The 279-nt window shown below is 40.5% G+C and carries 1 pseudogene; it reads left to right on the top strand.

The annotated features are described in order from the left end of the window. Positions 1–279, top strand: a pseudogene (locus B4920_RS26140) (tRNA 4-thiouridine(8) synthase ThiI); the annotation flags it as partial.

The following is a 279-nucleotide window of genomic DNA, read 5'->3' as shown; positions in this document are numbered from 1 at the left end:
AAACCTTAACAAACTTACGTTTGATTGATAATGCGTCTGATACCTTAGTATTAAGGCCGCTGATATCCCATGATAAAGAACACATTATTAAACTGGCTCGCCAAATTGGTACTGAAGATTTCGCGAAAACCATGCCGGAATATTGTGGTGTGATTTCGAAAAGCCCAACGGTGAAAGCGGTCAAAGCGCGTATCGAAGCAGAAGAAGAAAACTTTGACTTTGGTATTTTAGAGTCTGTTGTTGAGCAGGCACAAAATATTGATATTCGCCAAATCGCGC

Origin of the sequence: Zoogloea sp. LCSB751 (assembly GCF_002028455.1) — a bacterium.
Classification (GTDB): Bacteria; Pseudomonadota; Gammaproteobacteria; order Burkholderiales; family Rhodocyclaceae; genus Zoogloea.
Note: the sequence above shows the minus strand (reverse complement) of the source record. Positions and strands in the feature narration are given on the sequence as shown.